The sequence below is a fragment of the Agrococcus sp. UYP33 genome (assembly GCF_054060915.1).
Genome location: NZ_JBSSDR010000001.1, coordinates 1,576,900 through 1,598,583, shown reverse-complemented (window position 1 = coordinate 1,598,583; position 21,684 = coordinate 1,576,900). Strand labels below are relative to the sequence as shown.

At 73.5% G+C, this 21,684-nt stretch carries 20 protein-coding genes; 7 read left to right on the top strand and 13 right to left on the bottom strand.

Annotated elements, in window-relative coordinates:
- Window positions 1–93: 93 nt before the first annotated feature.
- The 4 genes from ACVWW9_RS07890 to ACVWW9_RS07875 all read right to left on the bottom strand — a co-directional run bounded on the left by ACVWW9_RS07890 (window position 94) and on the right by ACVWW9_RS07875 (window position 4,738).
- Window positions 94–639, bottom strand: a complete 546-nt coding sequence (locus ACVWW9_RS07890; protein WP_456515035.1) for an adenylate kinase — start codon at window positions 637–639, stop codon at window positions 94–96.
- Between the two features lie 168 nt (window positions 640–807).
- Window positions 808–2,532: a bifunctional phosphoribosylaminoimidazolecarboxamide formyltransferase/IMP cyclohydrolase gene (purH, locus tag ACVWW9_RS07885; protein WP_456515034.1), complete on the bottom strand. Its 1,725-nt coding sequence runs from the start codon at window positions 2,530–2,532 to the stop codon at window positions 808–810.
- A complete protein-coding gene (gene purN / locus ACVWW9_RS07880) occupies window positions 2,529–3,152 on the bottom strand; it encodes a phosphoribosylglycinamide formyltransferase (protein WP_456515033.1) in 624 nt (207 codons plus the stop codon). Before purN ends, purH begins: the two co-directional genes overlap by 4 nt.
- A 26-nt stretch (window positions 3,153–3,178) precedes the next feature.
- Window positions 3,179–4,738, bottom strand: a complete 1,560-nt coding sequence (locus ACVWW9_RS07875) for a cell division protein PerM (protein WP_456515032.1) — start codon at window positions 4,736–4,738, stop codon at window positions 3,179–3,181.
- A gap of 151 nt (window positions 4,739–4,889) precedes the next feature.
- Between ACVWW9_RS07875 and ACVWW9_RS07870 the strand changes: the two genes are divergently transcribed.
- On the top strand, window positions 4,890–7,106 hold the full coding sequence (locus tag ACVWW9_RS07870; protein ID WP_456515031.1) for an NADP-dependent isocitrate dehydrogenase: 2,217 nt from the start codon (window positions 4,890–4,892) through the stop codon (window positions 7,104–7,106).
- 103 nt (window positions 7,107–7,209) lie between these two features.
- Here the strand turns inward: ACVWW9_RS07870 and ACVWW9_RS07865 are convergent, their stop codons facing one another.
- Together ACVWW9_RS07865 and ACVWW9_RS07860 are read right to left on the bottom strand one after the other, a co-directional pair.
- Window positions 7,210–8,043: an endonuclease domain-containing protein gene (locus ACVWW9_RS07865; protein ID WP_456515030.1), complete on the bottom strand. Its 834-nt coding sequence runs from the start codon at window positions 8,041–8,043 to the stop codon at window positions 7,210–7,212.
- Between the two features lie 58 nt (window positions 8,044–8,101).
- Window positions 8,102–8,914 (bottom strand): hydrolase, encoded by an 813-nt coding sequence (locus ACVWW9_RS07860; RefSeq protein ID WP_456515029.1) that lies wholly within the window; start codon window positions 8,912–8,914, stop codon window positions 8,102–8,104.
- Between the two features lie 88 nt (window positions 8,915–9,002).
- On the opposite strand from ACVWW9_RS07860, the gene ACVWW9_RS07855 reads away from it, so the two are divergent.
- Entirely contained in the window at window positions 9,003–9,461 is a 459-nt protein-coding gene (locus tag ACVWW9_RS07855; protein WP_456515028.1) for a nitroreductase family deazaflavin-dependent oxidoreductase, read from the top strand.
- On the opposite strand, the gene ACVWW9_RS07850 is transcribed toward ACVWW9_RS07855, so the two are convergent.
- The 3 genes from ACVWW9_RS07850 to sucC form a co-directional block, all read right to left on the bottom strand.
- The gene (locus tag ACVWW9_RS07850) at window positions 9,458–9,625 is read right to left on the bottom strand and encodes a hypothetical protein (RefSeq protein ID WP_456515027.1); all 168 of its coding nucleotides are present in this window, start codon (window positions 9,623–9,625) and stop codon (window positions 9,458–9,460) included. The genes ACVWW9_RS07855 and ACVWW9_RS07850 overlap by 4 nt on opposite strands.
- A gap of 134 nt (window positions 9,626–9,759) precedes the next feature.
- Complete coding sequence (gene sucD / locus ACVWW9_RS07845) at window positions 9,760–10,659, bottom strand: succinate--CoA ligase subunit alpha (protein ID WP_354256285.1); 900 nt, start codon at window positions 10,657–10,659, stop codon at window positions 9,760–9,762.
- 11 nt (window positions 10,660–10,670) lie between these two features.
- Window positions 10,671–11,837: an ADP-forming succinate--CoA ligase subunit beta gene (sucC, locus tag ACVWW9_RS07840; protein WP_456515026.1), complete on the bottom strand. Its 1,167-nt coding sequence runs from the start codon at window positions 11,835–11,837 to the stop codon at window positions 10,671–10,673.
- A gap of 186 nt (window positions 11,838–12,023) precedes the next feature.
- Here sucC and ACVWW9_RS07835 point away from each other — a divergent pair, with 186 nt between their 5' ends.
- A complete protein-coding gene (locus ACVWW9_RS07835; RefSeq protein WP_456515025.1) occupies window positions 12,024–12,746 on the top strand; it encodes a VIT1/CCC1 transporter family protein in 723 nt (240 codons plus the stop codon).
- A gap of 15 nt (window positions 12,747–12,761) precedes the next feature.
- Here the strand turns inward: ACVWW9_RS07835 and ACVWW9_RS07830 are convergent, their stop codons facing one another.
- The 3 genes from ACVWW9_RS07830 to ACVWW9_RS07820 are packed head-to-tail and all read right to left on the bottom strand — an operon-like array spanning window position 12,762 to window position 15,639.
- Window positions 12,762–13,322, bottom strand: coding sequence for a DM13 domain-containing protein (locus ACVWW9_RS07830; RefSeq protein ID WP_456515024.1), 561 nt, complete (start codon window positions 13,320–13,322; stop codon window positions 12,762–12,764).
- Between the two features lie 50 nt (window positions 13,323–13,372).
- Window positions 13,373–14,047 carry a response regulator transcription factor gene (locus ACVWW9_RS07825; RefSeq protein WP_456515023.1) on the bottom strand — a complete coding sequence of 225 codons (675 nt, stop codon included), beginning with the start codon at window positions 14,045–14,047 and terminating at the stop codon, window positions 13,373–13,375.
- A complete protein-coding gene (locus ACVWW9_RS07820) occupies window positions 14,044–15,639 on the bottom strand; it encodes an ATP-binding protein (protein ID WP_456515022.1) in 1,596 nt (531 codons plus the stop codon). The genes ACVWW9_RS07825 and ACVWW9_RS07820 overlap by 4 nt, the downstream gene beginning before the upstream one ends.
- Before the next feature lie 163 nt (window positions 15,640–15,802).
- Between ACVWW9_RS07820 and ACVWW9_RS07815 the strand changes: the two genes are divergently transcribed.
- The 4 genes from ACVWW9_RS07815 (at window position 15,803) to ACVWW9_RS07800 (ending at window position 19,567) form a co-directional block, all read left to right on the top strand.
- On the top strand, window positions 15,803–16,843 hold the full coding sequence (locus tag ACVWW9_RS07815; RefSeq protein WP_354256300.1) for a Bug family tripartite tricarboxylate transporter substrate binding protein: 1,041 nt from the start codon (window positions 15,803–15,805) through the stop codon (window positions 16,841–16,843).
- Entirely contained in the window at window positions 16,840–17,394 is a 555-nt protein-coding gene (locus ACVWW9_RS07810; protein WP_456515021.1) for a tripartite tricarboxylate transporter TctB family protein, read from the top strand. Before ACVWW9_RS07815 ends, ACVWW9_RS07810 begins: the two co-directional genes overlap by 4 nt.
- On the top strand, window positions 17,394–19,064 hold the full coding sequence (locus ACVWW9_RS07805; protein ID WP_456515020.1) for a tripartite tricarboxylate transporter permease: 1,671 nt from the start codon (window positions 17,394–17,396) through the stop codon (window positions 19,062–19,064). The genes ACVWW9_RS07810 and ACVWW9_RS07805 overlap by 1 nt, the downstream gene beginning before the upstream one ends.
- 131 nt (window positions 19,065–19,195) lie before the next feature.
- Window positions 19,196–19,567, top strand: a complete 372-nt coding sequence (locus ACVWW9_RS07800) for a VOC family protein (RefSeq protein WP_456515415.1) — start codon at window positions 19,196–19,198, stop codon at window positions 19,565–19,567.
- A 57-nt stretch (window positions 19,568–19,624) separates the two neighbouring features.
- Here the strand turns inward: ACVWW9_RS07800 and ACVWW9_RS07795 are convergent, their stop codons facing one another.
- Window positions 19,625–21,640 carry an FAD/NAD(P)-binding protein gene (locus ACVWW9_RS07795; RefSeq protein WP_456515019.1) on the bottom strand — a complete coding sequence of 672 codons (2,016 nt, stop codon included), beginning with the start codon at window positions 21,638–21,640 and terminating at the stop codon, window positions 19,625–19,627.
- Window positions 21,641–21,684 lie beyond the last annotated feature (44 nt).

Genomic DNA, 21,684 nt, shown 5'->3' with positions numbered 1-21,684 from the left:
TCCTCGGTCGGCCGCGACGGGATGGCGCGGACAGCCTTCCATCCTAAGCAGTCCCTGCGCGACGCGTCTAGCCCCTCAGCCGCGAGTCGCCCGTCACAGCGACGCGAGCAGGCGGTCGGCGTCGCGCGGGCGGGCCAGCAGCAGCACTGGCGGCGCGGACGCGTCCGACTGCCACCGGCGCATCCGCTCGCGCTTCGACCGCCACGAGCGGAAGTGCCAGCCGATGATCGAGTCGCGCGCGAGCGCGAGCCGGAGCGTCTCGACGTTGCCGTTGCAGACGCGCTCGCGGGTGCGGATGCGGCGGGCGGTGCGGCGGACGAGTCGCACGAGCGAGACCAGGCGCGCGTAGTCGAGGCCGACGATGACGTCGACGCTCGCGAGCGCGTGCTCGTTGTGGAAGCCGTAGACGGTGTCGAGCACGAACGCGTCCCCTGCGAGGATCGGCAGCACGCTCGCGTCGATCTCGTCGCGCGAGCGCTGCACCCAGCCGGGCGACCAGCACAGGTCGTCGACGAGCGTGACGGGCAGCCCGAGCCGCTCCCCGAGCGCGACCGCCATCGTCGACTTGCCCGAGCCGGTCACGCCGAAGCAGAGGATGCGGCGCGCGCGGCGGACGTCGTCGACGGTGCCTGCGCTCACGGCAGCCAGGCTAGCGACGCGGGCCGTCGCGCGGTGGCGGCGTCCCGCGACGGGTGGCGCCGCCGGCGACGGGTGGGGCTGCCCGGGACGGGTGGGCCTGCTCGGCCACCGGCCGCGGGCGGGCCCACCTGTCGCGGGCGCGCCCACCCGTCGGCGAGCCAGCGGCGGTCAGTGCGCGAAGTGGCGCTCGCCCGTGAAGTACATCGTGATGCCGGCCGCGTTCGCCGCGGCGATGACCTCCTCGTCGCGCACCGAGCCGCCCGGCTGGACGACCGCGGTGACGCCCGCGTCGAGCAGGATCTGCAGGCCGTCGGCGAACGGGAAGAACGCATCCGACGCCGCGACCGATCCGGCCGCGCGGTCGCCCGCGCGCTCGACGGCGAGCTTGCACGAGTCGACCCGGTTCACCTGTCCCATGCCGACGCCGACGGATGCGAGGCCCGACGCGAGCAGGATCGCGTTCGACTTCACCGACCGGCAGGCGCGCCAGGCGAACTCGAGGTCGGCGAGCACCGCGTCCGACACGTGCGACCCGCTGACGCGGCGCCACGTGTGCGACGAGAAGCCCTCGAACGTGTCGGGCTGCTGCACGAGCACGCCGCCCGAGACCTGCCGCAGCTCGGAGCCCTCGCGCGCGTAGCCCTCGGGCAGGCGCAGCAGGCGGATGTTCTTCTTGGCCGTCAGCAGCTCGAGCGCCTCGGGCTCGAAGTCGGGGGCGACGACCACCTCGGTGAAGATGTCCTTCACCGTCTCGGCCATCGCGCGGGTGACGGTGCGGTTCGCCGCGATCACGCCGCCGAACGCCGAGACCGGGTCGCACGCGTGCGCGCGCTCGTGCGCCGACGCGATCGGGTCGGCGGCGCCTGCCGCGGCGACCGCGATGCCGCACGGGTTCGCGTGCTTGATGATCGCGACCGCGGGCTCCGAGAAGTCGAAGGCGGCGCGCAGCGCCGCGTCCGCGTCGACGTAGTTGTTGAACGACATCGGCTTGCCGTGCAGCAGCTCGGCCTGCGTGATGCCCGCGCCGCCGGGCAGCGCGAAGATGCCCGCCTGCTGGTGGCTGTTCTCGCCGTAGCGGAGGCCCGAGACGAGCGTCGCGGCGCCGACCGCCTTGAGGAGGCCCGTGGCGCTCGACGTGTCGGGCGCCACGGATGCCTCGGCCCCCGCCGGTGCCGGCGCGGCCTGCGCTGCGGGTGCCGCGGCAGCCTCCGCGGCGACCGGCTCGACCGGCTCGGGCTTCGGCGCCGCCGGCGCTGCGGGCGCCTCGACCGGCTCGCCCGCGAACCAGCGCGCCACGGCGCCGTCGTAGGCGGCGGTGTGCGCGAACGCGTCGCGCGCGAGGGCGCGGCGCTGCAGCAGCGTGAGGCCCGTGCTCGCGGCCTTCGCGATGAGCGGGTAGATGCGCGGGTCGGTGACGATCGCGACGTTGGCGTGGTTCTTCGCCGACGCGCGGACCATCGCCGGGCCGCCGATGTCGATCTGCTCGACCACGTCGGCGTCGGCGGCGCCGGAGCGGACCGTCTCGACGAACGGGTAGAGGTTGACGACCACGAGCTCGAACGGCGCGATGCCGAGCTCGGCGAGCTGCGCCTCGTGGTGCTCGAGCCGCAGGTCGGCGAGCAGGCCAGCGTGGATCGCGGGGTGCAGCGTCTTCACGCGGCCGTCGAGCGCCTCCTGGAACCCCGTGACCTGCGCCACCTCGGTGACCGGGAGGCCGGCATCCGCCAGCATCTTCGCGGTCGAGCCGGTCGAGACGAGCTCCACGCCCGCCTCGGCGAGCGCGCGGCCGAGCTCGACGACGCCGCTCTTGTCGCTCACCGAGAGCAGCGCGCGCCGGAAGGGCACCAGGTCGCGCTCACGGTAGAGGCTCGGGTCGTGCTGGGGTCCGCTCACTGTCTCTCCTCCGTGTCGCTCGCCGCTCGGCGTCGCTCGAGGCCGTGGTCGGCCAGGTCGCACGTGCCGTCGGCGATGTCGATGATCACGCTCGCGAGCAGGTCGCGCTCCACGAGCTTGATGCGGTCGTGCAGGGTGTCCTGCGTGTCGTCGGGCAGCACGGGCACGCGCTGCTGCGCCAGGACGGGACCGGTGTCGACGCCGCTGTCGACGATGATCACGGATGCCCCGGTCTGCGCCACGCCGGCCGCGATCGCGTCGCGCACCCCGTGCGCACCCGGGAACTCGGGCAGGTAGGCCGGATGCGTGTTGAGGATCGCCGGCTCGAAGCGCGCGACCGCGCGCGCCGACAGCAGCCGCATGAAGCCGGAGAGCACGACGACGTCGGGCTCGAACGCCGCGATGCGGTCGGCGATGCGATCGGACCACGCCTCGCGCGGCGCCGAGAACGGCTCGACGAACGTCGGGATCCGGGCGGCGCGGGCGATGTCGAGGCCGCCGCACTCGCGGTCGGCGCCGACGGCGATGATCTCGGCCGGGACGCGGCCGGCGCGGGTGCGCTCGAGCAGGTCCGCGAAGTTGGTGCCGCTGCCGGAGACGAGGACGACGAGGCGCAGCACGTGCTCCATCCTACGGCCCCGCTGCTTCACCCGATCGGGCGGTCGCCCTCCGGGTCGCGCTCGTGGTCGTGCGTGCGCTCGTGCGTCGGATGCGTCGGCTCGCTCGCGTCGTCGGCCGCCCGATCCCGCTCTGCCGCGTCGGACGGGGCGTCGCGCGTCGGCATCCGCGTCGGCGTCGGCACGGGCTCGACCGCGGCCGTCTCCTGCTCGTCGGGGTCGACGGCGGAGCTGTCGGTCGCCGGCGCATCCGCATCGCGGTCGGCCACGTCATCCGTGCCATCCACGTCATCCGCGCCATCCGCATCATCCACCGGCTCGTCGCGGCTGCGGCCGAAGCCGAGCACGTCGCGCATCGAGGTGCCCGCGCTCTCCTTCGCGAGGGCGCTCGCACCGCGGCCGCCGGCGAGCATGCCGATGAGCAGCCCGGCGCCCACCTCGAGCGCGCCCCATGCGGCCACCTGCACGGCATCCGGTCCGGTGAGCGACAGCCGGCCGGGACCCGCCGCGCCCGTCGCGAGCATCGCGGCGACGCCGAGCAGCGCGCCGGCGAGCACGCCGCCGCCCACTGCGGCCGCCGCGAGCTCCCACCAGTGCACCGGCCGGTCGGCGCTGCCGGCGAGCGTGGTCTGGCGCGCGAACGCGCCGACCACGACGGCAGCGAGCACCGGGAGCGCGACGACGACGAGCATCCACGACTGCGTGTCCGGGTCGATCGCCGTCAGCATCGGCAGCGACGGCACCGGGCCGAGGTCGGTGCCGAGCGGTGAGACACTCGAGCCTCGCCCCAGCATGAAGCCCGGGCCGATCGCCCACGCGGCGCCCCACACGATCGCGACCGGTGCGAGCGCGAGCTGCAGGAGGAGGAGCACGCCGGCGCCGAGGTGCGTCACCTCGAGCGACTCCATGAGCAGCAGGCCGTCGGTGAAGCGCAGCAGCAGGCCCACCCCCACGAGCAGCGCGCCGACGCCGAGCACGCCGATCGCGCCGCCGATCCCCGCGCGCAGCGCCGCGCGCACCGGTCGCAGCCAGCCGTCCTCGATGGTGAGCGCGCGCGCCAGCGCGTGCAGCCAGTCGTGGCCGCGCGCCGCGAGCACGGCGCCGACCATGCCGACGAGCGCGACGAGCGCCGGGAGCGCGAACGCCTGGCCGAGGTTGGGCGCGGCGCTCGGATGCTGCGCGCTCACGCCCGCGAGCAGGCCGACGGCACCGGTCGCGAGCGCGCCCGCGACGACCGCGATGCCGGTCTCGACGAGCGGCAGCCCGGCGAGCCGGCGGCCGCTGCGCCAGTGCAGCCAGAGGGTCACGAGGCCGATGCCCCAGGCGCCCAGCGAGAGGACGAACGAGCGCCCCGCCTCCTCGAGGCCGATCGCGAGCACCGCATCGGGCGCGAGCGTGATGCCGACGTCGACGCCGTGGCCGAGCATCCACGCGTCGACCGCGATGCGCCACTGCAGCAGCGGGTCGCCGCCGAAGCCCTGGTCGATGCCCCAGACGGCGAGCAGCACGAGCGCGCACAGGACGAGGCCCACCGCCGCGATGGCGGCGGACTCGACAGCCTGGCCGATCCCGGCCCACACGCGACGCACGGCTGGCAACCCTACCGACGATCCGCTCGCCGGCCGTCTCCCCCGCCGCGCGCCGCCAGAGCCCGGTCGCGGTAGGTTGGAGGCGCATGGCGCGGCCGGCGCGAAGCGCTCGCGGCCGCCGTTCTACACGACCGCGAGGGGTTCGAGCCGCATGGCCAAGATCATCTACACGTACACCGACGAGGCGCCCATGCTCGCGACGCACTCGCTGCTCCCGATCGTGCGCGCGTTCGCCGCCGCGGCCGACGTCGAGGTCGAGAGCCGCGACATCTCGCTCGCCGGCCGCATCGTCGCGGCGTTCGCCGACCGCCTGCCGGCCGACCAGCAGGAGTCGGACGCGCTCGCCGAGCTCGGCGAGCTGGCGAAGTCGCCCGAGGCGAACATCATCAAGCTGCCCAACATCTCGGCATCGGTGCCGCAGCTGAAGGCCGCCATCGCCGAGCTGCAGGGCAAGGGCATCGCCCTGCCCGACTACCCCGACGAGGTCTCGACCGACGAGGACCGCGACATCCGCGCCCGCTACGACGCGATCAAGGGCTCGGCGGTCAACCCGGTGCTCCGCGAGGGCAACTCCGACCGGCGAGCCCCGCGCTCGGTGAAGGAGTACGCGCGCAAGCACCCGCACTCCATGGGCGCCTGGCTGCCCGACTCGAAGACGGCTGTCGCGACGATGGGCGCCGGCGACTTCCGCGCCAACGAGCAGTCGGTGACGATGCCGGCCGACGACACGCTGCAGATCCGCCTCGTCACCGAGGGCGGCACGATCGTGCTCAAGGACGGCCTCCGCGTGCTCGAGGGCGAGATCGTCGACGCGACCTTCATGAGCGCGAAGGCGCTCGACGCGTTCCTCGTCGAGCAGGTGCAGCGCGCTCGCGACGAGCACGTGCTGTTCTCCGCCCACCTCAAGGCGACCATGATGAAGGTCTCCGACCCGATCATCTTCGGTCACGTCGTGCGCGCATTCCTGCCGACGGTGTTCGAGCGCTACGGCGCCGCCCTCGACGAGGCAGGCCTCTCGCCCGAGAACGGCCTCGCCGCGATCCTCTCCGGGCTCGGCGAGCTCGACGAGTCGACCGCAGCCGGTGTCCGCCAGGCGATCGAGGACGGCCTCGCCGACGGCCCGCGCCTTGCGATGGTCAACTCCGACCGCGGCATCACCAACCTGCACGTGCCTTCCGACGTGATCGTCGACGCGTCGATGCCCGCGATGATCCGCCAGTCCGGCCACATGTGGGGCCCGGACGGCGAGGAGGCCGACACGCTCGCCGTGATCCCCGACTCGTCGTACGCCGGCATCTACCAGGTCGTCATCGACGACTGCCGCGCCAACGGCGCCTTCGACCCGACCACGATGGGCTCCGTGCCCAACGTCGGCCTCATGGCGCAGAAGGCCGAGGAGTACGGCTCGCACGACAAGACGTTCCGCGTCGAGCAGGCCGGCCGCATCGAGGTCGTGAACGCCGCGGGCGAGGTGCTGCTCGGGCATGACGTTGAGGCCGGCGACATCTGGCGCGCGTGCCAGACGAAGGATGTCGCGGTGCGCGACTGGGTGAAGCTCGCGGTCACGCGCGCCCGCGCATCCGCCACCCCCGCGGTGTTCTGGCTCGACAAGGGCCGCGCGCACGACGCGCAGCTGATCGCGAAGGTCGAGGAAGAGCTCGCGAAGCACGACACCGAGGGCCTCGAGATCGCGATCATGAGCCCCGTCGACGCGACGAAGCACGCGATCGAGCGCATCCGCTCTGGCTTGGACACCATCTCGGTGACCGGCAACGTGCTGCGCGACTACAACACCGACCTGTTCCCGATCCTCGAGCTCGGCACGAGCGCGAAGATGCTGTCGGTCGTGCCGCTGCTGAACGGCGGCGGGCTCTTCGAGACCGGCGCCGGCGGCTCCGCCCCGAAGCACGTGCAGCAGCTCGTCGAGGAGAACCACCTGCGCTGGGACTCGCTCGGCGAGTTCATGGCGCTCGCCGAGTCGTTCCGGCACCTGTCGGAGTCGACCGGCAACGCCCGCGCGGGCGTGCTGGCCGAGACGCTCGACGCCGCGACCGGCTCGTTCCTCAACGAGAACAAGTCGCCGTCGCGGAAGACCGGCGAGCTCGACAACCGCGGCAGCCACTTCTGGCTCGCGCGCTACTGGGCGGAGGAGCTCGCGGCGCAGACCGACGACGCCGACCTCGCGCAGACGTTCGCGCCGGTCGCCGAGGCGATGGTCTCGCAGACCGAGGCGATCGAGCGCGAGCTCGTCGCGGTGCAGGGCAGCCCGGTCGACCTGGGCGGCTACTACCGCGTCGACACCGAGCTGGCCGACGCCGCGATGCGTCCGAGCACGTCGCTGAACGCGATCCTCGCGCCGCTGCGCTGATCCGCACCGACGAAGGGCCCGGCTCCGGCCGGGCCCTTCGCCGTTCCCCCAAACATGTGCAGCTGAGCGGGCTGCCGAGTGGATAGTCCATCCGGCGGTCCGCTCAGCCGCTCATCTTCCGGACGCGCGGCCGGCGGTGATCGCCACGGCGCACGATGGCGAGCACGTCCGCCTCGATCCGCGGCCAGTCGTCGTGGATCTGGCGGTACGTGAGGCGCAGCGGCAGGTAGCCGAGCGCCGCCAGCTCGCGATCCCGCGCGCGGTCCTGCTGCTGCCGATCCCAGCCGGCGTGGTGCTCCCTGCTGTCGCACTCGATGACGAGCCGATCGCCGATGAGCAGGTCGACCCGCATACCCTCCCAGATCGACACCTGCGTGCGCACCGCGATCCCGAGCGCACGCAGCCGGAGCCGCACCATCGTCTCGGTCCCGGACTCCGCGACATCGACCTTGTCGAGCAGGCGGCGCACGCGTGCCGGAGCGCCCTCCGCCCAGCGGGTCAGCTCCGCCCGCGTCGCCCTCCGCAGGTGCAGCAGCGAGTCAGCCACGACCACGACGTCCTCCGCCGATCCGCACCGCAGCAGGCAGCGGAACGCGGTCTCCACGTCGTCGACGGCGCTCGCCACCGCATGGCTCCCACCGAACGGCGAGCAACCGGACTTCCCGGCCCGCCGCGGGAACCGCACATGCCCCCGGCCGAGCCCCTCCGGCACCCAGACGCCGCGGGCGCGCAAGGCGCTCGCGCACGCGAGGCACCCGCCCTGCCGCACCGCCGACACGACGCTCGCGCTCGCTCCTGGCTGGGCGAACCATCCCGAGCGCAGCCGGAGCAGCGTGCCGAGCTGCACGGCTCGCTCGATCTCCCCCCGCGACCATCCGAGCTGCAGCAGCTGCGCAGCGCTCAGCACGCCGAGCTGGACCAGGAGCGGATCCACCATGCCGCGAACCCTGCCACGCGATGCGCGACCCCCGCGGCTCGGTTCGCGGCCCTGTGGACTACGTCAGGTGGTCGAACGCGCCCGTCACCCAGCCGATGTGGCGCTCGGCGCTGCGGGCGATCGCCGTCGGGCCGTCCTCGACGACCTGGCCGGGGATGTTGCCGTAGACGCGGCGGAACCGCAGCTCGGCCGCACGGTCCGCGAGCCGGCGCACGACGCTCGCCGAGAGCGGGATGTTGTTCGGGTACGAGCGCATGAAGCCGACGCTCGCGCGGTCGGGCTTCGGCTGCATCGTGTCGCCCGCGAGCAGGGACCCCTCCCCCTCGCTCCCGGCCTCCCACACGACGACGGCCGCGCCCGGGAAGTGCCCGCCGAGGCGCAGCAGCCGCACGCCGGGCAGCAGGTCGACCTCGTCGTCCCAGAGCTCGATGCGCTCGTGCTGGCGCTGCACCCACGACGCGTCGTGCCGGTTCACGAGCACGCGCGCATCGAGCGCATCCGCCCACGCGCACTGCACGCCGAACATGTGCGGATGCGACGCCGCCACGACCGCGAGCCCGCCGAGCTCCCGCACCTGCTCGACGGCCGCGTCGGTGATGGCGCCGAGCGGGTCCCACAGCAGGTTGCCCTCGGTGGTCTGCACGAGGATCGAGCGCTGCCCGATGCCGACGGCCGGGTCGGAGGTGAGCGCCCAGGCGCCCGGCTCGAGCTCGACGACGTCGATGTGCATGCCGTCGTCGGCGTGCTCGCCGGTGCTCGTCCAGATCTGGCCATGCATCGGCACCCACTGGCGCTCGTCGGCGCAGATCGGGCAGGTCTCGGGCAGCGGCTCGGCGGCCTCGACGCCGCACGTCGCGCACAGGATCGTCATGCGCCCACTCTGCCGCCCTGCGGCGCCGAGCGCGAGCGCGACGCCCGGATGCGCCCGTGTGCGCCCGACCCGGCCGTACGCTGACGCCATGGCCCGCTTCCGCCGCTCGATCGTCCGCAGGCTCGCCGATCGCGCGATCGTGGCGCTCGCCCGAGCGGGGTTCGGCCCTGGCGGCGCGGTCGCGCTGACGGTCGTCGGCCGCTCGAGCGGCGAGCCGCGCACCACGCCGGTCACGCCGCTCGCGCTCGACGGCCGCGTGCACCTCGTCGCGCCCTACGGCGTCGTCGACTGGGTGCGGAACCTGCGCGCCGCGGGCGTCGCGACGATCGAGCGCGGCGCGACGCACGAGGTGCGCGCGACCGAGCTCCCGCCCGACGAGGCGGCGTCGGTGCTGCGCGCGTACGTGCGCCGCACCCCGATCGTGCGCGCGCACGTCGAGGCCGGGCCGGACGACGACCTCGCGGCGTTCGCCGCGATCGCCGCCCGGCATCCGGTCTTCGTCATCGAGCGCATCGGCGGAGCGGCGCCCGACGAAGCTCCGCGCTAGTCGGCCTCGGGGTGCGCGGCCTCGTCCTCCTCGGGCTCGAAGGTCGACGACTCATCGGTCGTCGTCGCGCCCAGCCCGTCCGGGTCGGCCGGGATCGTGCCGTCCTCGCCGAGGCCTCCTGGCTTCTTCGTGCCCTCGCTGTCGTGTCCCTCGTCGTGGCTCATCGCCGTCCCCTCCGTCGTGTCGATCGGTGCGGCAACCCTAGTGCGCGGGCTTGGGCGCAGACAGGGAGCGCGCACCGGCCGGGAACGCGAACAGGGCCCCGGCCGAAGCCGGGGCCCTGCATTGGCGAGTCAGCTCAGAGCGACTCGATGATCTCGCGCATGAGGCGGGCAGCCTCGGACGGCGTCTTGCCGACCTTGACGCCGGCGGCCTCGAGGGCCTCCTGCTTCGCCTGCGCCGTGCCCGACGAGCCCGAGACGATGGCGCCGGCGTGGCCCATCGTCTTGCCCTCGGGCGCCGTGAAGCCGGCGACGTAGCCGACGACCGGCTTCGTCACGTGCGCCTTGATGTAGTCGGCAGCGCGCTCCTCGGCGTCGCCGCCGATCTCGCCGATCATGACGATCGCCTTCGTCTCGGGGTCGGCCTCGAACGCCTCGAGGGCGTCGATGTGCGTCGTGCCGATGATCGGGTCGCCGCCGATGCCGATGGCGGTCGAGAAGCCGAGGTCGCGCAGCTCGAACATCATCTGGTACGTGAGCGTGCCCGACTTCGAGACCAGGCCGATCGGGCCCTTGCCGGTGATGTTCGCGGGCGTGATGCCCACGAGTGACTCGCCCGGCGTGATGATGCCGGGGCAGTTCGGGCCGATGATGCGCGTCGTGCCCGCGGACTTCGCGTGCGCCCAGAACTCGGCCGAGTCCTGCACGGGGATGCCCTCGGTGATGACCACGAGCAGGCCGATGCCGGCGTCGATGGCCTCGATGACCGCGTCCTTGGCGAACGCCGGCGGCACGAAGACGATCGAGACGTCGGCGCCGGTCTCGGCGATCGCCTCGGCGACGGTGCCGAACACGGGCAGCTCGACGGCGGAGCCGTCGGCGGCGGTGTGCGAGACGGTCGTGCCGGCCTTGCGGGCGTTCACGCCGCCCACGACCTGCGTGCCCGCGGCGAGCATGCGCGCGGTGTGCTTGGAGCCCTCGCCGCCGGTGATGCCCTGGACGATGACCTTGCTGTCCTTGTTGAGATAGATCGACATCTTCTGCTCTCCTAGGCCGCAGCCAGCTCGGCGGCCTTGGCCGCTGCCTCGTCCATGGTGTCGACGACGGTCACCAGCGGGTGGTCGGCGTCGGCGAGGATGCGTCGGCCCTCCTCGACGTTGTTGCCGTCGAGTCGCACGACGAGCGGCTTCGAGGCCTCGTCGCCGAGGATCTCGAGCGCCTTGACGATGCCGTTCGCGACCTCGTCGCAGGCGGTGATGCCGCCGAAGACGTTGACGAAGACGCTCTTCACGTCGGCGTCGCCCAGGATGACGTCGAGGCCGGCGGCCATGACCTCGGCGGATGCGCCGCCACCGATGTCGAGGAAGTTGGCGGGCTTCACGCCGCCGAACGCCTCGCCGGCGTAGGCGACGACGTCGAGCGTCGACATGACGAGCCCCGCGCCGTTGCCGATGATGCCCACCTGGCCGTCGAGCTTCACGTAGTTGAGGTCCGATTCCTTGGCCTTGGCCTCGAGCGGGTTCGCGGCGGCCTTGTCCTCGAGCTCGGCGTGGCCGGTCTGGCGGAAGTCAGCGTTCTCGTCGAGCGTGATCTTGCCGTCGAGCGCGATGACGTCGCCGCTCTCGGTGAGCACGAGCGGGTTGACCTCGACGAGGGTGGCGTCCTCCTTGTCGAAGACGCCGTAGAGCGTCACGAGCACGGGTGCGACCTTCGCGACGAGCTCCTCGGGGAAGCTCGCGGCGCGGACGATCTCCTCGGCCTTCGCCGCGTCGATGCCGACCGCCGGGTCGACCTCGACCTTGGCGAGCGCCTCGGGGCGCTCCTCGGCGAGCTGCTCGATGTCCATGCCGCCCTCGTACGAGCACATGGCGAGGTAGGAGCGGTTCGAGCGGTCGAGCAGGATGGAGAAGTAGTACTCCTCCTTGATCGCTGCACCCTCGGCGATCATCACGCGGTGCACGGTGTGCCCCTTGATGTCGAGGCCGAGGATGGCCTCCGCGGCCGTCTTCGCCTCCGCCGGGCTCTTCGCCAGCTTCACGCCGCCGGCCTTGCCGCGGCCGCCCGTCTTGACCTGTGCCTTCACGACCACGACACCGCCGCCGAGCTCCGTGGCTGCTGCCTCGGCCTGCTCGGGGGTGTCGGCGGTGATGCCTCGCAGCACGGGTACCCCGTGCTGCTCGAACAGGTCCCTTGCCTGGTACTCATAGAGATCCACGCGTCATCCAATCCGTTGATGTTGGGGGATTCGCCTGGGCAAGCCTAGCGCCGACGCGCATGCGCCCCCGCTCGCTTTCGGCTTCCCGAAGCGTCAAGATTCGGCATTCGTACGGCTTTCGAACGAGCCTGGCCTTCGTTGCGGCGGCGCCGCGGAGCCCGGACGATGGATGCCAGGAGGACACCCATGGATCCAGCGCTCCAGCGCCGCCCCGACCTGCCGCCGCCGGTCGAGTCGATGGCCTCGAGGCTCAACTGGCTGCGCGCCGGCGTGCTCGGCGCGAACGACGGCATCGTCTCGACCTCGGCCCTCATGGTCGGCGTCGCGGGTGCAGGCACGACGCTCGCCGGCATCCTCACCGCCGGCATCGCCGCGCTGGTCGCCGGTGCCTTCTCGATGGCCGTCGGCGAGTACGTCTCGGTCTCGTCGCAGCGCGACAGCGAGCGCGCGGCGATCCGCCGCGAGCTGCGCCACCTCGACGAGAACCCCGAGGGGCAGATCGACCAGCTCGCGCACATGTACGAGCTCCGCGGCCTCTCGCCCGAGACGGCGCACCTCGTCGCCGCCGAGCTGACGGCGTCCGACCCGCTGCGCGCGCACCTCGACGTCGAGTACAAGCTCGACCCCGAGGACCTCAACAACCCGTGGGCTGCCGCCGCCTCCTCGGCCGTCGCCTTCACGCTGGGTTCGCTCGTGCCGCTGCTCGCGGCGCTGCTCTCCCCTGCCACGTGGATGCCGTGGTCGATCGTGGTCGCGACGATCGTGGCGCTCCTCATCACCGGCGTCGTCTCGGCGCGCATCGGCGGCTCCGGCAAGCGGCTCGGGACGGTGCGCGTGCTGCTCGGCGGCATCATCGCGCTCGCCGCGACCTGGTCGATCGGCACCCTGCTGGGCTCGCCCGTGCACTGAGGCACCGGCCTCAGCTCACGCGAGGTCGAGCGGTGCCGCGCCGAACGAGACGGCGAAGCGCTCGCACCAGATCGAGACGCTCGTCACCTGCGCGAGGTCGACCCCATCGGGGATCGCGTACTGCTGGGTGCCCACGTTCCCGCGCAGCGGCCCGAGCGAGGTCCATGCCCCGTCATCGAAGACGAACCACCCGTCCGTGCCCTCGATGACGGGCTGGTCGGTGAGCCACATGTGCAGGTCGGGCCCGTTCACGGTGTCGAGGCCGTCGAGCACGAGCACGCGTGCGCCGTCCTCGAGCTGCAGCACGCGAGCCGTGCCCGTGGTCGGGTGCTCGTGCGAGATCAGGGCGCCGGCGGCGAGCTCCACCGGCCCCGTCGGCGCCGCAGGGGTCGGCGACGACGAGGGCGCTGCCGGATCGGCCTCCGCCACCGGTCCAGCCGTCGGCACCGCCTCGACCACCGTCTCGTCGTACAGCAGCCGCCAGGGCTGGAAGATGGCTCCGGCGACAGCCGCGACGAGCAGGACCGCGATCGCGGCGCCGAGCCACCAGATCCGTCGGCTGCGCGTGCGCTCCATGGCCTCGATCCCCGGTTCGTGGTGGGCGAAGGCTACCAGCGGGTCGGCGGTCAGCGCCGCGCGCTGTAGCGCAGCTCCGGCCTGCCCGTGCCGCCGTACCGCGGCGCCACCTCGGCGCGGCCCTCGATCACCAGCCGCTCGAGGTAGCGCCGCGCGCTGACCCGCGACATCCCCAGCCGCTCGCCGATCTCGGCCGCGCTCGCCGACTCATCCAGCGTCTCGAGCACGGCAGCCACGCGGTCGAGCGTGAGCTGCGACCCCGCCGGCGCCGGCCGCTGCCGGTCGGCCGGCTGCAGCATGGCGTCGACCGCGCGCTGGTCGAGCACCTGCACGCCGAGCGCCTCCGCCTGCTCGAGCTCTGCCCGGATCGCCTCGAGCCGCTCGCGCATCGCCTCGAGCCCGAACGGCTTGACGAGGTAGTGGCGCACCCCGAACGCGCGTGCCGCCCGCACCGTCTCGAGGTCGCGCGCCGCGGTCACGGCCACGACCTCGCCGGCGAAGCCGCGCGTGCGCGCGACCCGCAGCACCTCGATGCCCGAGGCGTCCGGGAGGTGCACGTCGAGCAGCACGAGATCCGGGCGGAGCGCCTCGATCGCCTCGAGCGCCGCGCGACCCGTCGCCGCCTCCCCCGCGACGACGAACGCGCCGTGCCGCTCGACGAACCTGCGCGTGACGAGCGCGACCGCCTTGTCGTCCTCGACGATGAGCGCGCGCAGCGGCCTCATGCGCGCACGCCGCTCGGCACGACCGGCAGGCGCGCGACGAAGCGGGCGCCGCCGAGCGGCGAGGGCTCGACGTGCGCGCTGCCGCCGAGCCGCTCGGCGACCCGGCGCACGAGGGTGAGGCCGTAGCCGCGCGCGAGACCCGCGACGTGCGACTTCGTCGACACCTCGATGTCGAAGATCGCGTCGCGCTGCGCCTCGGGCACCCCCGGCCCGTCGTCATCGACCGTGATCGTCACGACGCGGGCGCCGCCGTCGCCCTCGTCGTCGATCGCGACCTCGATGCGGCCGCCGTCCGACGCATCCATGGCGTTGTCGACGAGGTTGCCGAGCACGGTCACCCAGTCGCCCGCGACGCCGACGGAGTCGGCGGGGCGGAGCGTCGATCCCGGCAGCACGGCCAGCTCGACGCCGCGCTCCTTGGCCTGCGCCCGCTTCGCGAGCAGCAGCGCCGCCACCTCGAGCTCGAGGATGCCGGAGGAGGGCTCGAGCGATGCGAGCGCGCCGCCGGCGCCCGCACGCTCGATGACGCCCATCGCTGCCTCGGCCTCGCCGAGCTCGAGCAGCCCGCCGAGCGTGTGCAAAGTGTTGGCGAACTCGTGCTGCTGCGCGCGCAGCGTCTCGGTCATCCCCTGCGCGCCGGCGAGGTCGCGCAGCGCCGCGTCGAGCTCGGTGCGGTCGCGCAGGATCAGCACGGTGCCGACCGCGCGGTCGTCGACCACCACGCGGTCGACGCGGGCTACCAGCATCCGCTCCCCCGCGAGCACGAGCTGCTGCTCGCCTGCGTCGGCGAGCAGCGGATCGATGGGCGCGTCGAGCACCTCGGCGATGGGCGTGCCCGCGAGGTCGGCCCCCTCGCGTCCCAGCAGCCGCAGCGCCGCGTCGTTGCAGAGCACGATGCCGCCGCGCTCGTCGAGCACCACGAGGCCATCACCGATGCCGTGCAGGGTCGCGTTGCGCGTCTCGAGCATCGACTTGATCTCGTCGGGCTCGACGCCGTAGATGCGACGCCGCACGAGCGACGCGGCCCAGGAGGCGAGCACGACGCCGACGATCGCAGCGATGCCCAGGCACAGGGCGAGGATCCAGACGGTGCTGAGCCAGTCGCGCTGCAGCTCCGACTCGAGGATGCCGACGGAGACCTGGCCCACCACGGCACCCGACTCGTCGAACACCGGCACCTTCGCGCGCCACGACGTGCCGAGCGTGCCGGTCTGCGTGCCGACGTAGACCTCGCCCGACTCGGCCGCCGTCGGGTCGGTCGAGACGCGCTCGCCGATGAGGTCGGGGTTGGGATGGGAGAAGCGGATGCCGTCGGCATCGGTGACGACGACGTAGGTGACGTCGGAGGCCTCGCGGATCGTCTCGGCGATCGGCTGGATGATGGCCGACGGGTCGGGCGAATCGAAGGCGTCGACCACGGTCGGCAGCCCGGCGGTCGACTCGGCCACCGCGATCATGCGGTCGAGGTAGGCGTCCCGGAGCGAGCGCTCCTGCAGCCACGCGGCCGCGATGCCGGACCCGAGGATGACGACGAGCATGATGGCGCTCTGCAGCAGCACCAGCTGGGTGCGCAGCCTCATCGCCCGTCTCACGTCGCCCATGGTAGGCCGCGTCCCAGCGGCGTAGCCTCTGACCAGAACGACCGAAACGCACCTTTCGACCACAACCCCGGCGCACGCCTCCGCCCCCGTTACGGTCACAGCAGATCGCGACTCGGCATCGGTGCCGGGCGCTCAAGGAGGAGACGTGCGATCCATGCACCACAGCACCCAGCGCAGCACGCGCATCACCACCCTCGTCCGCGTCGGCATCGCCGGCGCTGCGGTCGTCGCCCTCGCAGGCTGCTCGACCGGCGGCGCGCCCTCGGGCTCCCAGGGCGCCGACGGTGAGGCCGCGGCCATCACGGACGTCAGCGTCATCGCCCCCGCCGACCCCGGTGGCGGCTGGGACCAGACGGCCCGCGCCCTCGGGCAGACGCTCACCGACACGGGCCTCGTCGGCTCCGCCCCGGTCGAGAACATCGGCGGCGCGGCCGGCACGGTCGGCCTCGCGAGCCTCGCGACCGAGACCGACCCGAACACGCTCATGGTCATGGGCTCCGTCATGGTCGGCGGCGTCGAGACGAACGCGTCCGAGACGCGCATCGAGGACATGACGCCCATCGCGAAGCTCACCGAGGAGCCCCTCGTGATCGTCGTCCCCGCCGACTCGGAGTACCAGTCGCTGGAGGACCTCATCGACGCGATCGTCGCCGAGGGCCAGGGCGTCGCCGTCACCGGCGGCTCGGCCGGCGGCATCGACCACATCCTCGCCGGCCTGCTCCTCACCGAGGCGGGCGTCGACGCGGCCGAGGTGCCCGCGACGCTCAACTACGTCGCCAACTCCGGCGGCGGCGAGGCGCTCACGATGCTGCTCGGCGGCACCGTCCAGGCCGGCATCTCCGGCGTCGGTGAGTTCTCGGAGTCCGTCCTCTCGGGCGACCTCCGCGCGCTCGCCGTGTCGAGCGAGGAGCCTGCCGAGGCGCTGCCCGACGTCCCGACCATCCAGGACGAGGGCATCGACGTCACCGTGACCAACTGGCGCGGCGTGATCGCGCCCGGCGGCATCTCCGACGCGGAGCGCACGGCGCTCATCGACCTCGTCACCGAGCTGCACGGGCAGGACGCCTGGGCCGAGGTGCTCGAGACGAACGGCTGGACGGATGCGTTCATGCCGGGCGACGAGTTCGACGCCTTCCTCACCGAGGACATCACCCGCACCCAGGAGACGCTGCGCACGATCGGCCTGATCGAATGAGCACCGCCCCGGCCGGCGCGCCCGAGCAGGGCGCGTCGGCCGCGGCGCGCGCCGAGCGGTCGGCCCGCATCGAGGCGATGATCTTCGTCGGGCTGCTCGTCGTGCTCGCGGTCGGCGTGCTCATCTCGACCACGACGATCCGCGAGCCTCCGGGGTCGACGAACACGCTCGGCGCTCGCGTCGTGCCCTACGCGGTCGGCGTCCTGCTGCTCGTCTCGTCGCTCGCCGTCCTCGTCGGCCAGCTCCGCGGCCGCTTCGGCCACCCCGAGGCGGGCGAGGACATCGACCTCGAGCACGGCACCGCCTGGATCCCGACCGGCATCCTCGCGCTCAGCTTCCTCTCCCTCATGGTGACCATCCCGTTCCTCGGGTGGCCGCTCGGCGTCACCATCCTGTTCGCCGGCGCGTCGCTCGCGCTCGGCGCCAAGCGCTGGTGGGTCGCGGTGCTCATCGGCCTCGCCATGGGCGTCGTCACCCAGCTCGTGTTCGGCACGCTGCTCGGCCTCTCGCTGCCGCCCACCGGCACCCTCACCTCCTGGATCGGCATCTGATGGACACCTGGACCCTGCTGCTGGAGGGATTCGCCACCGCGCTGCAGCCGATCTACCTGGTGTACGCGCTGCTCGGCGTGCTGCTCGGCACCGCCGTGGGCGTGCTGCCCGGCATCGGCCCGGCCATGACGGTCGCGCTGCTGCTGCCGATCACCTACTCGCTCGAGCCCACCGCGGCCTTCATCGTGTTCGCCGGCATCTACTACGGCGGCATGTACGGCGGATCGACGACGTCGATCCTGCTGAACACGCCCGGCGAGTCGGCGTCGATCGTCACCGCCCTCGAGGGCAACAAGATGGCGCGGGCGGGACGCGGTGCTGCAGCGCTCGCGACCGCGGCGATCGGCTCGTTCGTGGCCGGCACCATCGCGACCGTGCTGCTGACCCTCCTCGCGCCCACCGTCGCGCGATTCGCCGTGAGCCTCGGCCCGGCCGACTACTTCGCGCTCATGGTGATCGCGTTCCTCACGGTCGGCGCGCTGCTGGGCGACAGCGCCTGGCGCGGCATGGTGTCGCTCGCCGTGGGCCTCTTCATCGGGCTCATCGGCGTCGACACGCTCACGGGGCAGTCGCGCTTCACGTTCGGCGTCCCGCAGCTCGGCGACGGCATCGACGTCGTGCTCGTGGCCGTCGGCCTCTTCGCGCTCGGCGAGGCCCTGTACGTCGGCTCGCGGCTGCGTCACGGCACCATCCCGATCATCCCGATCACCCGCGGCTGGCGCACCTGGATGCGCCGCTCCGACTGGGCGCGCTCGTGGAAGTCGTGGCTGCGCGGCGCCGCGATCGGCTTCCCGATCGGCTCGATCCCCGCCGGCGGCGCCGACGTCGCGACCTTCCTGTCGTACGCGACCGAGCGCAGCGTCGCGAAGCCGGAGTACCGCAAGCAGTTCGGCAAGGGCGCGATCGAGGGCGTCGCAGGCCCGGAGGCGGCGAACAACGCGGCCGCCGCCGGTGTGCTCGTGCCGCTGCTGACCCTCGGCATCCCGACGACCGCCACCGCGGCGATCATGCTGAGCGCCTTCCAGACGTACGGCATCCAGCCCGGTCCGCGGCTGTTCGAGACGCAGTCGGCGCTCGTGTGGGCGCTCATCGCGAGCCTCTTCATCGGCAACACGCTGCTGCTCGTGCTGAACCTGCCGCTCGTGGGCATGTGGGTCAAGCTGTTGCAGATCCCGCGGCCCTACCTCTACGCCGGCATCCTGGTGTTCGCCGGCCTCGGCGCGTACGCGGCCAACTTCACCGTCTTCGACATCGGCGTGCTGCTCGTGCTGGGCGTGCTCGGCTTCTTCATGCGCCGGCTCGGCTTCCCGATCGCACCCCTCGTGGTCGGGGCGATCCTCGGCCCGATGGCGGAGGAGCAGCTGCGCAAGGCGATGCAGATCGGCCAGGGCGACCCGTCCTACCTCGTGCACAGCCCGTTCGCGATCGTCGCGTACATCGCGATGGCGCTCATCATCGCCCTCGCGCTGTGGCTCAAGCGCCGCCGCGCGCGCTTCGAGGCGTCGCTGCCGCCCGCCGACACGGTGGCGATCGCGACCCTCGACGAGGAGATCGAGTCGCAGCAGCCGCACCCCGAGCTCGACCGCGGACGGCTCTCGACGCAGGCGCTGCCGCGGCAGCGCTCGACGTCGAACCACCCGGAGGGGCCGGACGTCGGCGGCGACGGCTAGCCGACGCGGACGGCAGTTGCGACGGAGGGGGAGGCTGCGGCCTCCCCCTTCTGCATGTCGGCGGCCGGGCGTAGCGTCCGCACATCGAGCGGTCGACGGAGACCGCCGGGATGGGAGCGACCATGGCCGCGATGGAGTACCGCATCGAGCTGATCTTCGTGCCGGTGAGCGACACCGACCGCGCGAAGGCCTTCTACACCGAGCAGCTGGGCTGGCACGCCGACTTCGACCAGGTGGTGCAGCCCGGCCTGCGCTTCGTGCAGATTACGCCGCCGGGGTCGGCGTGCTCGATCGCCTTCGGCGAGGGCATCGCCGAGGACGAGCCGGGCACGATGCGCAACGTGCAGGTGGTGATCGACGACGCGGATGCGACGCGCGCGGCCCTGCTCGAGGCCGGCGTCGACGCGAGCGAGGTCGACGAGCAGGACTGGGGCCGGTTCGTGACCTTCGCCGACCCCGACGGCAACCGCTGGACGCTGCAGCAGCTGCCAGCGCGAGGGTGAGCCTGCGCTGACGGGCCGGCGCTGATGGGCCGGCGCTGCAGGCCCGGCGCCGTCGCGTCAGGCGTGCAGCGCCGGCTCGTGGACCGCGGCCAGCGCGAGCACCCGCCGCGCCGCGAGGTCGGCGCCGCGCAGCAGCGGCGACGGCACCCCCGGCGACGCACCGATCGCGCTGCCGGGCTGCGTGCTGAGCGCCGGGATGCCGAGCACGAGCAGGCGGGCCGACGGCTCCCCCGCGCCGTCCACGAGCGCGAGTCCGAGCCGCATCCCGGCGGACGGCGGCACGGCCTCGAGGCTCGCGCTCGGCACGCGCGTGCCGTCGCGCGCCTCGAGCTCGTGCACGCGCGCCCGACCGGAGTCGAGCAGCGCCCGCAGCAGCGGGTCGTCGGTGTCGGGCACACTGCCCTTCGACATCCGCGTCTCGGCGAGCGCGCGGGCGCGGACGACCGCGCCGGTGATCGCCGAGCGCGCGACGAACGCGCCGTCCTCCACCGCGACGCTCGTCTCGGGTCCGGTGAGCCGCACGATCCCGGCCTCGATGAGCGCGAGCACCTGGCGCGTGCGCCCGGCCGGCGGGCCGCTCGCCAGGAACAGCCCGTCGGCGTCGAACCAGCCGTGCACATCGCGCACGCGCGAGCCCCACTCGACCACCCCGGTGGCCGCGAGCTCCGCCGCGGGGCCGCGCAGCACCGCCATCGCGCGGTTGACCGCCTGCCGAGGGCTCGTCGCCGGGTTCGCGATGCTGTCGAGCTCGTCCTCGACGAGGCGGGCGACCATGCTCGACCACGCCTGCGCGTCGACTGGCTCGCCGAGCGTGGGCCGGCGCAGATGCTCGAGCTGCAGCAGGTGCTCGGGCGCCAAGCGGGCGGCGAGCACGGCGTCGACCGCGCGCGTCGCGGCGCGCGCTGCGCCAGCACCGCGCGCCGGCAGCGGGAGCGCCCCGAGCTCGGCCTCGAGCGCGGCGATGCCGCCGTGGACGGCGCCGGGGTGGCGGGCCTCGGTCGCGGCGGCGCCCGCGAGCGCCAGGTCGCAAGCGAGCACCGGCCAGACCTCCGCGGCGAAGTCCACGGACCCGGCCGGCCGCGCGCCGACCTCGGCGAACCACGCGGGCGTCGCGAAGCGCGGCTGCACCGGCAGCTGCGGCGCGCTCAGGTCGCCCTTGCTGCGATACGGGATCCCGCGACGCGACCCGGCGCGGAGCCGGGGCTCGAGGCCGCTCGGCAGGTAGCGCAGCCGCCCGTGCGGGTCGCCGGGGACCGGCGTGAAGCGGCCGCCGCGGCCCGCGGTGAGCTGGGCGACCACGTCGAAGAAGTTCGCGCCGAGGCCGCGGACGATGACGTCCTCCCCCGCTGGCAGCGCCGACCAGTCGCGCTCCGACGGCATCCCCGGTGCGACGTAGACGAGCCCGAGCCGGTCGGCGTCCGCGGAGAGCGCGCGCACCTCGGTGTCGGGCAGCGACTGCACCATGCCCTGCGCGAGCACCACGGAGGCGCTGACGAGCCGCGCGCCGTCGGCGAGCACGACGGTGGCCGAGTCCCGGCACTCGACCACGTCGACGACCGTGCCGACGACCCGCCCGAGCAGGACGCCGCCCCGCGCCTCGATGCGGTCGAGCTGCTCGCCGTAGTACGCGCCCTGCAGTCGACGGGACGGGAAGGAGCCAGGGTCCGTGCGCCGCGCCTCCTGCACCACCCAGGCCGGGCGCTCGTCGCGCTCGCCCTCCGCGGCGACACGCCGCGCCCAGGCGACGAGCGTCTCGCCGTCCTCCGGCACGTCGTCGAGCCCGGTCGACGCGTCGGGATGGATGGTCGTCTGCGACGACGTCGTGTTGTTGAGGAAGTGCTCCGTCTGGTCGGTGCGCCAGGTCGCGCCCGCGCCGACCTCGACCCGGTCGACGATGGCGATCGAGACAGCGCGACCGCCCGAGCGGCGCAGGTGGGCGGTGACGCGCTCGACGAGCGCGACCGCGCGGGGCCCGCCGCCGACGACGACCGCGTCCCAGCGATGCGGCCGCATCAGCGCAGCGCGCCGCTCGCCGGCGTGGCGGCGCGTGCCGGGGTGCGCGTGGTCGCGCACCCGCCCCTGGATCCGTCGTGCCCGCGTGCGGCAGCGGCGGGGAG

Bases quoted from the DNA above. Each gene is read 5' to 3' on its own strand.
- ACVWW9_RS07870 (WP_456515031.1), top strand. From the start codon at position 4,890: ATGGCCAAGATCATCTACACGTACACCGACGAGGCGCCCATGCTCGCG.
- ACVWW9_RS07865 (WP_456515030.1), bottom strand. From the start codon at position 8,043: ATGGTGGATCCGCTCCTGGTCCAGCTCGGCGTGCTGAGCGCTGCGCAG.
- ACVWW9_RS07860 (WP_456515029.1), bottom strand. From the start codon at position 8,914: ATGACGATCCTGTGCGCGACGTGCGGCGTCGAGGCCGCCGAGCCGCTG.
- ACVWW9_RS07855 (WP_456515028.1), top strand. From the start codon at position 9,003: ATGGCCCGCTTCCGCCGCTCGATCGTCCGCAGGCTCGCCGATCGCGCG.
- ACVWW9_RS07850 (WP_456515027.1), bottom strand. From the start codon at position 9,625: ATGAGCCACGACGAGGGACACGACAGCGAGGGCACGAAGAAGCCAGGA.
- sucD (WP_354256285.1), bottom strand. From the start codon at position 10,659: ATGTCGATCTATCTCAACAAGGACAGCAAGGTCATCGTCCAGGGCATC.
- ACVWW9_RS07835 (WP_456515025.1), top strand. From the start codon at position 12,024: ATGGATCCAGCGCTCCAGCGCCGCCCCGACCTGCCGCCGCCGGTCGAG.
- ACVWW9_RS07830 (WP_456515024.1), bottom strand. From the start codon at position 13,322: ATGGAGCGCACGCGCAGCCGACGGATCTGGTGGCTCGGCGCCGCGATC.
- ACVWW9_RS07825 (WP_456515023.1), bottom strand. From the start codon at position 14,047: ATGAGGCCGCTGCGCGCGCTCATCGTCGAGGACGACAAGGCGGTCGCG.
- ACVWW9_RS07815 (WP_354256300.1), top strand. From the start codon at position 15,803: ATGCACCACAGCACCCAGCGCAGCACGCGCATCACCACCCTCGTCCGC.
- ACVWW9_RS07810 (WP_456515021.1), top strand. From the start codon at position 16,840: ATGAGCACCGCCCCGGCCGGCGCGCCCGAGCAGGGCGCGTCGGCCGCG.
- ACVWW9_RS07805 (WP_456515020.1), top strand. From the start codon at position 17,394: ATGGACACCTGGACCCTGCTGCTGGAGGGATTCGCCACCGCGCTGCAG.
- ACVWW9_RS07800 (WP_456515415.1), top strand. From the start codon at position 19,196: ATGGAGTACCGCATCGAGCTGATCTTCGTGCCGGTGAGCGACACCGAC.